Origin of the sequence: Agrococcus versicolor (assembly GCF_039531815.1) — a bacterium.
Taxonomy (GTDB): domain Bacteria; phylum Actinomycetota; class Actinomycetes; order Actinomycetales; family Microbacteriaceae; genus Agrococcus; species Agrococcus versicolor.
Map to the genome: position 1 here is coordinate 319461 of NZ_BAAAQT010000001.1, position 9317 is coordinate 328777.

Below are 9317 nucleotides of genomic sequence, written 5' to 3' on the forward strand. Positions count from 1 at the left end.
CCAGCCTACCGACTCGACGGGCCCGCGGACGCAGCATCCGACCCGCCCGCGAGGGCTACGCTCTCGTCCATGACGTTCCGCGGCGATGCGCAGTTCGACACCACGCGCGTGGCGCGCCGCGGCGGCGGCGCCCGCGGGGGTGCCATCGCGATCGGCGGCGGCGGGCTCGTGACCGTGCTGCTGTTCATCGTCTCGTCGTTCCTCGGCGTCGACCTCACGGGCCTCGGCAGCGCCATCCAGCAGGACCCGTCCGCGGGCGGCGGCAGCGACACCGAGGTCGTCGGCTGCACGGGCGAGCAGGCGAACGACCCCGCGAGCTACGACTGCCGGATGGAGGGCGGGGCCGACTCGCTCTCGGCCTACTGGTCCGGCGTCTTCGCAGAGAACTCCCTCGAGTACCGCGAGCCCGCCGTCGTGCTCTACGGCGGACAGGTCTCGACCGCGTGCGGCAACGCCTCGAGCGCCGTCGGCCCGTTCTACTGCCCCGGCGACGAGCAGATCTACGTCGACACCACCTTCTTCGACACGCTGCGCACGCAGTTCGGCGCCTCGGGCGGCTCGCTCTCGCAGCTCTACGTGCTCGGCCACGAGTGGGGCCACCACATCCAGCAGCTCACGGGCGACCTGCAGCGCGTGGACGCGCAGGACACCGGCCCCTCGGGGTCGGCGACGCGCAGCGAGCTGCAGGCCGACTGCTACGCCGGCGCCTGGCTCGCCGCGGCGTCGACGACGCCCGATCAGGGCGGCGGGGATCCCGTGCTCGTGCAGCCGACGCAGGCCGAGCTCAACGACGCGCTCGACGCGGCCGCGGCGATCGGCGACGACAGCATCCAGGCGCAGTCCGGCCAGGGCGTGAACCCCGACTCGTGGACGCACGGCTCGAGCGAGCAGCGCCAGACGTGGTTCGCGAACGGCTACCAGCAGGGCGTCTCGGCGTGCGCGAACGTGTGGCAGGTGCCGACGCCGTAGCCGCGTCAGCCGAGCAGGCGCGCCAGCAGCTCGGCGTAGCGGGCGGCGGTGCGCTCGACGATCGCCGCGGGCAGCACGGGCGGGGTGCCCGAGCGATCCCAGCGGCCGGCCTCCGCCTCCGACAGCAGCCAGTCGCGCACGATCTGCTTGTCGAACGACTCGACGCGCCCCGCCTCGAGCGCCTCGGCATCCCAGTAGCGCGAGGAGTCGGAGGTCAGCACCTCGTCGGCGAGCACGATCGCACCGGTCGCGTCGCGACCGAACTCGAGCTTCGTGTCGGCGAGCACGAGCCCCTTGGACGCCGCGATGGCCGCGCCGCGCGCGAACACCTCGAGCGAGCGCGAGCGCAGCGTCTCGGCCGCCTCCGAGCCCACGAGCTCGACGACGCGGTCGAAGGGGATGTTCTCGTCGTGCTGCCCCTTCGGCGCCTTCCACGCGGGCGTGAAGATCGGCTCGGGCAGCGCGTCGCCGTCCTGCAGGCCCTCGGGCAGCGCGACGCCCGAGATGGCGCCGGTCTCGCGGTACTCGAGGAGCCCGGATCCCGTGATGCGACCACGCACGACGCACTCGACGGGCAGCATGTCGAGGCGGCGCACGAGCAGCGCGCGCCCTGCCACGGCATCCGGGATGCGGGCGAGCGCGTCGCCGCCGGGGCCGTGATCGCCTGCGAGCTGCGCCTCGTCGCCGAGGGTGCGCAGCCACCAGGTCGTCATGGCGGTGAGGGTCGCGCCCTTGCCGGGGATGGGCGGCTCGAGCGCGTGGTCGAAGGCCGACACGCGGTCGGAGGCGACCATGAGCACGACGTCGGCCGTCTCGAGCGTCGCGCCCTCGGGCACGTGCAGGTCGCGCACCTTGCCCTGGTAGGCGAGGTCGTAGCCGGGCAGCGCGGCGCCGTCGACGGTCACGACGAGGCCGCGGCGCGTGCGATGTCGGTGCGCACGATCGAGCCCTCGAGGCGGATCTCCTCGACGCCCGCGTAGGCGCGCTCGCGCGCCTGCGCCAGCGTGGATCCCGTGCCGACGACCGAGAGCACGCGGCCGCCCGTGGCGACGAAGCCGTGCTCCTCGCTCGCGACGGTCGCGGCGTGCAGCACCGAGACGCCCTCGAGCGCCTCGGCATCGGCGATGCCCGTGATGGCGCGGCCCGTCTGCGGCTCGTCGGGGTAGCCCTCGCTCGCGACGACGACCGTGACCGCCGCCGTGCCGCCGAACTCGAGCGGCGGGAGCGCGGCGAGCGTGCCCGTGGCAGCCGCGTGCAGGGCGGCGCCGAACGGCGACGAGAGGCGTGCGAGCACGACCTGCGTCTCGGGGTCGCCGAAGCGGGCGTTGAACTCGATGACCTGGATGCCGGCGTCGGTCACGATGAGGCCGCAGTAGAGGAGACCGACGAAGGGCGTGCCCTCGGCGCGGAGCGCGTCGATCGTGGGCTGCGCGATGGTGCGCACGACCTCGTCGACGAACGCCTGCTCGCCGCCGAAGCGCTCGTCGAGCCACGGCAGCGGCGAGTACGCGCCCATGCCGCCGGTGTTGGGGCCCTCGTCGCCGTCGCGCAGGCGCTTGAAGTCCTGCGCGGGGGCGAGGGGTCGCACGTGCTGGCCGTCGGAGAGCAGGAAGAGGCTCACCTCGGGGCCCGAGAGGAACTGCTCGACGAGCACGGGGCCCTGTGCGAGCCAGTAGCGCGCGTGCTCGTCGGCGGCGGCGCGGTCGGACGTGACGATGACGCCCTTGCCCGCGGCGAGGCCGTCGGCCTTCACGACGTACGGGGCGCCGACGGCATCGAGGGCCGCGGCGGCCTCCTCGACCGTCTGCGCTCGCGTGACCGATCCCGTGGGCACGCGGGCGGCGTCCATGATGCGCTTCGCGAACGTCTTCGAGCCCTCGAGCTGCGCGGCCTGCCGCGATGGCCCGAACACGGGGATGCCGGCGGCGCGCACGGCGTCGGCGACGCCTGCGACGAGCGGCGCCTCCGGGCCGATGACGACGAGCTCGACGGCGAGGTCGACCGCGAGGCGGGCGACGAGGTCGCCGTCGTTCTGGTCGACGCGCACGGTCTCGACGATCCGTGCGATGCCGGCGTTGCCGGGCGCTGCGACCACCTCGTGGTCGCCGTCGCGCAGCAGCGCGTCGATGATGGCGTGCTCGCGCGCGCCGGAGCCGAGGACGAGGATGCGCACCCGCCCATCCTACGATCGGCCGCGCCGGCGCGGTGCCGCTCATGGGTGGCGCACGGATGGGGGAGGGGCGGCCCAGAGGTCGGATCGCCGAGACGGGCGGCCAGGTGGCGGTACCGTCGCAGCATGGCCGCGAAGCGCATCCCCGACGTCGCGGGGCTCGACGCCGTCCGCGCTGCGCTCGTCGACGGCGCGAGCCGCGAGGATCGGGCCATGGCGGTCCGCTACACGCTGCAGTGCCTCGCCGATCGCGCGCCCGGCAAGAGCGTGGAGGTGCGCGTGCCGCCCTTCGGCGCCGTCCAGGCGGTCGAGGGCCCCGGGCACACGCGCGGCACGCCGCCGAACGTCATCGAGACCGACACGGCGACGTGGCTCGCGCTCGCGACGGGCGCGACGACCTGGGCCGACGCCCTGGCGTCCGGCTCGGTGCGCGCCTCCGGCGTGCGCGCGACGCTCGAGGGCTGGCTGCCGCTCGTGCGCGCCTGACCCGACCGTCGGCGTCGCCGCACGGGACGCCGGGCACGCCTCGGCCGCTCGGGTCGACCGCGCTCAGCGCGCGCCGGGCTCCGCATCCGACAGCGACGGCGCGGGCGGGCCCTGCAGCCCGTCGGCCACCCCGTCGTCGCCGCGCAGGCGCTCGATGCCCGCCATGAGGTGGTAGATCACGAGCGTCGCGACGGTGCCGAGCAGGATGCCGCCGAGCGTCACCTGGCCGGCGTTGATCGTGAAGTCGGCGATCGCCACGATGAGGCCGACGCCCGCCGAGAACTGGTTGCGGGGTCGCGAGAAGTCCACGCGGTGCTCGATCCAGATCCGCACGCCGATGATGCCGATGAGGCCGTAGAGCGCGGTCGTGACGCCGCCGATGACGCCCGGCGGCGTCGCGGCGATGACGGCGCCGACCTTGGGCGAGAGCGAGAGCAGGATCGCCGTGATCGCGGCGATCCAGTACGCGGCGGTCGAGAAGACGCGCGTGGCGCTCATGACGCCGATGTTCTCGCCGTACGTCGTCGTCGCCGAGCCGCCGAAGAGGCCCGCGAGCACCGTCGCGACGCCGTCGGCGATGAGCGCGCGGCCGGCGACGGGGTCGAGGTCGCGGTGGATGAGCTGGCCGACGCCGCGCACGTGGCCGACGTTCTCGGCGATGAGCGGCAGCACGATCGGCACGAACATGAGCAGCAGCGGCCACTGCGCGAGGTCGACCGACGGCGTCTGGATCGTCGGCAGGCCGATCCAGGCCGCAGCCTCGACGTCGGACCAGTCGACGACGCGGGCGAGGCCGGAGGCGACGTAGCCGACGACGACGCCGATGAGGATCGACAGGCGCGCCACGATGCCGCGGAAGGCGACCGCGACGACGATGATCGTCAGCAGCGTGAGCGTCGCGATGCCGGGCGCCTGCAGGAACGAGTCGCGTGCGGCCGGCGCGAGGTTGAAGCCGATGAGCGCGACGATCGTGCCCGAGACGACCGGCGGCATGAGCACCGTGAGCCAGCGCGTGCCGGCCACCTGCACGACGAGCCCCACGAGCGCCAGCAGCGCGCCGGTGAGCACGACGCCCGCGAGCGCGAGGCCCGGGCCGCCGGCGGTCGATGCTGCGACGACCGGCGCGATGAACGCGAAGGACGAGCCCAGGTAGCTGGGCAGGCGATTGCCGGTGACGAGCAGGAACAGGATCGTGCCGATGCCGGAGAACAGCAGCGTCGTCGACGGCGGGAAGCCCGTGAGCGTCGGGACGAGGAACGTCGCGCCGAACATCGCCACGACGTGCTGCATGCCGATGCCGATCGTGCGCGGCCATGAGAGCCGCTGCTCGGGCAGGACGACGTCGCGGAGGCCGCGCTCGGGCTGGGCGGTCCAGGGCAGGCGCATGCGTGGATCCTTCGTGGAGGGTGACGGCACCGCGTCGCCGGAGCCTCCGCGAGGCTAGCGGCGCGACGCCGCGCCGCGCCGACGGCGAGCGGATGCTCCTAGGCGACGTCCGGGCCGCTGTGCTCTGATGGGTGCATGACCCAGACCGCGCAGCAGCAGCGCCGCCCCGATGGCAAGGCGGCGATCACGGGCGTCATCCTCTTCATCGTCGGGCTCGTGCTGCTGTTCAACGGCGTGCCGCCGCTGCTGGGCAGCCTCGGCCAGCTCGTCACCTGGTCGGCGGTCATGGGCCTCGAGCGCGCCGTCGAGACGGTGCTGCCCTACCTGGTCCTCCCCGGCATCCTCACGATCGTCGGCCTGCTCATGCTGCGCGGCGGCTTCGGCATGCTGCGCAGGCAGGGCACGAAGGGCGCGCAGTGGGCGCGCTCGGAGTGGCAGGAGCGGCAGCCCGAGGTGCAGCAGCGCGTGCTGTCGGCACGCGAGCAGCTGCAGAGCCAGGGCGCGACCGTCTGGGAGCAGACGCAGCAGCGCGCGCAGCGGCAGAGCCCCGCGTGGGCGCAGCAGCAGCAGCGTCAGGGTTCGGCGAGCCAGGCGCAGCGACCGGGCTGGCCCGGTCAGGCGCAGCAGGGTCAGCGTCCCGCGTGGCCCGGGCAGCAGCAGGGACAGCAGCGCGCCCCGCAGCAGCAGCAGCGCCAGCCGCAGGCGCAGCAGCGCCGGCCGCAGCCGCCTCCGCCGCAGCCGGGTCAGCGTCAGCAGCCGCGCGGCTCCGCGACGCTCGAGCGCATGCAGCAGCGCATCGCCGACGCCGCGACCGCGACCGACCGCGCGCGCGACGCAGCGATGGCGAAGCACGAGCAGCAGTCCGCCGCGCTGCAGCGCCGCGCCGAGCGCACCGCCGCGCACGTCGCACCCAGCTACGCCGACCCCGGCGTCTCGTTCGGATCGCCCGAGCTCGTGTCGGGTCGACGTGCGTCGAGCATCCTCGCGTCGTCGTCGCTGCGCTCGACGTCCCTCAGCCGTACCTCGCTCTCGCTCGATTCGCTCCGCCTGCGCCGCTGATGGGATGCTGGGAGGGTGACCTCCCGACCCGACGACGCCGACCCGCGCGTCGACGGTGCGTCCGAGCCCGTCGCCGAGCCCACGCCGCCCGTCGATGACCCGAGCGCCGCGCGCGACGACGCGATCCCGGCCGACGTCGATGCCGGTGCCGACGCGGCGGACGACGACGACGACCAGGCCACCGTCGAGCGCGAGCTGCGGCCGGTCACGGTCGATCGCGCCGACGTGCAGGTGCGTGCGCGCCTCGTGCCCCGCTACGGGCGCTTCATGGTCCTCGGCGGCATCCTCGGCGCCATCGCAGGATGGCTGTGGTCGCGCCTGGGCTCCTCCGGCCCCTGGCTCAACGCCGGCCCCGTCATCGACACGTCGTCGATCGTGCCGTTCCTCGTCGGCGTCGGCGCGCTCGTGGGCATCGTCCTCGGGGCCGTGCTCGCGATCGTGCTCGACCGCCTCGTCGGCCGCCGCCGTCGCACCGTCACCGCGGAGCGCACCCGCCACCATCGCGGCGACGTCGAGGACTGACGCCCGCGGCCGCCGCCGCCTCCCCGGACGGCGCGCGCGGCGACCCGTGGCGGACGCGACGGACCTCCTGCGGCGGCACGCAGCCGGCCGACCCCGGCGGCATGCGCGAGGATCGTAGCGATGCCCCTCCTCGACCACGTGCCCGCGCCCTGGGATCCGGACGCCGCGTTCGACGCGTTCTCCTCCTGGGCGACCGACGAGCGCGGACTCCGCCTCTATCCCGCGCAGGAGGAGGCGGTGATGGAGATCGTCAGCGGCGCGAACCTCATCCTCTCGACGCCGACGGGCACGGGGAAGTCGCTCGTCGCGATCGGCGCCCACTTCGCGGCGATGGCGCAGGGCCGCCGCACGTACTACACGGCACCCATCAAGGCGCTCGTGAGCGAGAAGTTCTTCGCGCTCGTCGAGATCTTCGGCGCCGAGCACGTCGGCATGGTCACGGGCGACTCGTCGGTGAACGCGGATGCGCCCATCGTGTGCTGCACCGCCGAGATCCTCGCGAACCTCGCGCTGCGCGAGGGCGAGCGGGCGGACGTCGGCCAGGTCGTCATGGACGAGTTCCACTTCTACGCCGACCCGCAGCGCGGCTGGGCGTGGCAGGTGCCGCTGCTCACGCTGCCGCAGGCGCAGTTCGTGCTCATGTCGGCGACGCTCGGCGACGTCACGCGCATCGCCGACGACCTGAGCGCCCGCACCGGGCGCGAGACCGCGGTCGTGACAGGCGTCGAGCGCCCGGTGCCGCTGCACTTCGAGTACGCGATGACGCCCGTGCACGAGACGATCGACGAGCTGCTCTCGACGCAGCGCGCGCCCGTGTACGTCGTGCACTTCTCGCAGGCCGCCGCGCTCGAGCGCGCGCAGGCCCTCACGTCGACGAAGGTCATCAGCCGCGAGCAGCGCGACCGCATCGCCGACGCCATCGGCGAGTTCCGCTTCACCACCCGGTTCGGCCAGACGCTGTCGCGGCTCGTGCGCAGCGGCATCGGCGTGCACCACGCGGGCATGCTGCCGAAGTACCGCCGCCTCGTCGAGCAGCTCGCGCAGCAGGGCCTCCTGCGCGTCATCTGCGGCACCGACACCCTCGGCGTCGGCATCAACGTGCCCATCCGCACCGTGCTCCTCACGGGCCTGACGAAGTTCGACGGGCAGCGGATGCGGCAGCTCACCGCCCGCGAGTTCCACCAGATCGCAGGCCGTGCGGGTCGCGCCGGATTCGACACCGCCGGCACGGTCGTCGCGCAGGCGCCCGAGCACGAGGCCGAGAACGCCAAGCAGCTCGCGAAGCTCGGCGACGACCCGAAGAAGCGGCGCAAGCTCGTGCGCAGGAAGGCGCCCGAGGGGTTCGTCTCCTGGGGCGAGCCGTCGTTCCAGCGGCTCATCGCCGCGGACCCCGAGCCCCTGCAGTCGCAGATGCAGGTGAGCCACTCGATGCTGCTCAACGTCATCGGCCGCGGCGGCGACGCCTTCGTCGAGATGCGCGACCTCATCCGCGCCTCGCACGGCGACTGGCGTTCGCACCTCGCGCTCGAGCGACGGGCGCTCGCGATCGTGAAGACCCTGCGCGCCGCGGGCGTCGTCGAGGTGCACGACACGGCGCCGCGCGTGCGCCTCACCGTCGACCTGCCGCCGCACTTCGCGCTCAACCAGCCGCTGTCGCCGTTCGCGCTCGCAGCGATCGACATGCTCGAGCCCTCGTCGCCCACGCATGCGCTCGACGTCGTGTCGATCATCGAGGCGACCCTCGACGATCCGCGGCCCATCCTGTCGCAGCAGCAGTTCCTCGCACGCGGCGAGGCGGTCGCGGCGATGAAGGCCGAGGGCATCGAGTACGACGAGCGCATGGAGCTGCTCGAGGACGTCACGCACCCGAAGCCGCTCGACGAGCTGCTGACCGCCGCACTGCTCGTCTTCGCGACGTCGCAGCCGTGGGTGCGCGACTTCGCGCTCTCGCCGAAGTCGGTCGTGCGCGACATGTGGGAGCGGGCGATGACGTTCGCCGACTACGTGCAGCACTACGCGCTGTCGCGCTCCGAGGGCCTCGTGCTGCGCTACCTCTCGGATGCCTACCGCGCCATCCGCCAGACGGTGCCCGAGGAGGCGAAGAGCGAGGACCTGCTCGACCTCGTCGAATGGCTCGGCGAGGTCGTGCGGCAGGTCGACTCGAGCCTGCTCGACGAGTGGGAGCAGCTCATGCACCCCACGGAGCCGGGTGAGGCGCCCATCGCGCCGCCGCCCCCGCCGTCGGTCGTCGCGAACGCGCGCGCGTTCCGCATCCTCGTGCGCAACGCCATGTTCCGGCGCGTGCAGCTCGCGGCGCTCGACCGGGTCGACGCGCTCGGCGAGCTCGATGCGGCCGCCGGCTTCGGCGCCGCGGCATGGGGCGAGGCGCTCGATGCGTACTACGCCGAGCACGGCGCGATCGGCACCGGGGCGGATGCGCGCTCGAGCCGCATGCTCGACGTCGACGAGGGCGCGCAGACGTGGGAGGTGCAGCAGATCCTCGCCGATCCTGCGGGCGACCACGACTGGCGCATCTGGGCGTCGATCGACCTCGCGGCGTCGGCCGAGGCCGGCGACGCGGTCGTGCGCGTCACGCGGGTGGGGCGGCTCTGACCCTTCGAGGCTCGCTGCGCTCGCACCTCAGGGAGCGGGTGGGGTGGCTCGCTGCGCTCGCACCTCAGGGAGCGGGTGGGGTGGCTCGCTGCGCTCGCACCTCAGGGAGCGG

The 9317-nt window shown here is 73.9% G+C and carries 8 protein-coding genes; 5 read left to right on the forward strand and 3 right to left on the reverse strand.

Annotated elements, in window-relative coordinates; genetic code table 11:
* Positions 1-69 precede the first annotated feature (69 nt).
* Positions 70-969, forward strand: coding sequence for a KPN_02809 family neutral zinc metallopeptidase (gene ypfJ, locus ABD249_RS01535; RefSeq protein ID WP_344339595.1), 900 nt, complete (start codon positions 70-72; stop codon positions 967-969).
* A gap of 5 nt (positions 970-974) precedes the next feature.
* On the opposite strand, the gene ABD249_RS01540 is transcribed toward ypfJ, so the two are convergent.
* Positions 975-1874 (reverse strand): phosphoribosylaminoimidazolesuccinocarboxamide synthase, encoded by a 900-nt coding sequence (locus ABD249_RS01540; protein ID WP_344339597.1) that lies wholly within the window; start codon positions 1872-1874, stop codon positions 975-977.
* Positions 1871-3142: a phosphoribosylamine--glycine ligase gene (gene purD, locus ABD249_RS01545; protein WP_344339599.1), complete on the reverse strand. Its 1272-nt coding sequence runs from the start codon at positions 3140-3142 to the stop codon at positions 1871-1873. The genes ABD249_RS01540 and purD overlap by 4 nt, the downstream gene beginning before the upstream one ends.
* Before the next feature lie 123 nt (positions 3143-3265).
* On the opposite strand from purD, the gene ABD249_RS01550 reads away from it, so the two are divergent.
* Entirely contained in the window at positions 3266-3625 is a 360-nt protein-coding gene (locus tag ABD249_RS01550) for a sterol carrier family protein (protein WP_344339601.1), read from the forward strand.
* Between the two features lie 63 nt (positions 3626-3688).
* Here ABD249_RS01550 and ABD249_RS01555 read toward each other — a convergent pair whose 3' ends face one another.
* Positions 3689-5011 (reverse strand): uracil-xanthine permease family protein, encoded by a 1323-nt coding sequence (locus ABD249_RS01555; RefSeq protein ID WP_344339603.1) that lies wholly within the window; start codon positions 5009-5011, stop codon positions 3689-3691.
* Between the two features lie 135 nt (positions 5012-5146).
* Between ABD249_RS01555 and ABD249_RS01560 the strand changes: the two genes are divergently transcribed.
* From ABD249_RS01560 to ABD249_RS01570, 3 genes are all read left to right on the forward strand, one after another.
* Entirely contained in the window at positions 5147-6070 is a 924-nt protein-coding gene (locus ABD249_RS01560; RefSeq protein ID WP_344339604.1) for a hypothetical protein, read from the forward strand.
* 15 nt (positions 6071-6085) lie between these two features.
* Positions 6086-6592, forward strand: coding sequence for a hypothetical protein (locus ABD249_RS01565; RefSeq protein WP_344339605.1), 507 nt, complete (start codon positions 6086-6088; stop codon positions 6590-6592).
* A gap of 120 nt (positions 6593-6712) precedes the next feature.
* Entirely contained in the window at positions 6713-9205 is a 2493-nt protein-coding gene (locus tag ABD249_RS01570) for a DEAD/DEAH box helicase (protein ID WP_344339608.1), read from the forward strand.
* Positions 9206-9317 lie beyond the last annotated feature (112 nt).

What these genes read in the sequence shown, in the direction of transcription:
- ABD249_RS01560 (WP_344339604.1), top strand. Translation starts at nt 5,147, where the DNA reads ATGACCCAGACCGCGCAGCAGCAGCGCCGCCCCGATGGCAAGGCGGCG.
- ABD249_RS01555 (WP_344339603.1), bottom strand. Translation starts at nt 5,011, where the DNA reads ATGCGCCTGCCCTGGACCGCCCAGCCCGAGCGCGGCCTCCGCGACGTC.
- ypfJ (WP_344339595.1), top strand. Translation starts at nt 70, where the DNA reads ATGACGTTCCGCGGCGATGCGCAGTTCGACACCACGCGCGTGGCGCGC.
- ABD249_RS01550 (WP_344339601.1), top strand. Translation starts at nt 3,266, where the DNA reads ATGGCCGCGAAGCGCATCCCCGACGTCGCGGGGCTCGACGCCGTCCGC.
- ABD249_RS01570 (WP_344339608.1), top strand. Translation starts at nt 6,713, where the DNA reads ATGCCCCTCCTCGACCACGTGCCCGCGCCCTGGGATCCGGACGCCGCG.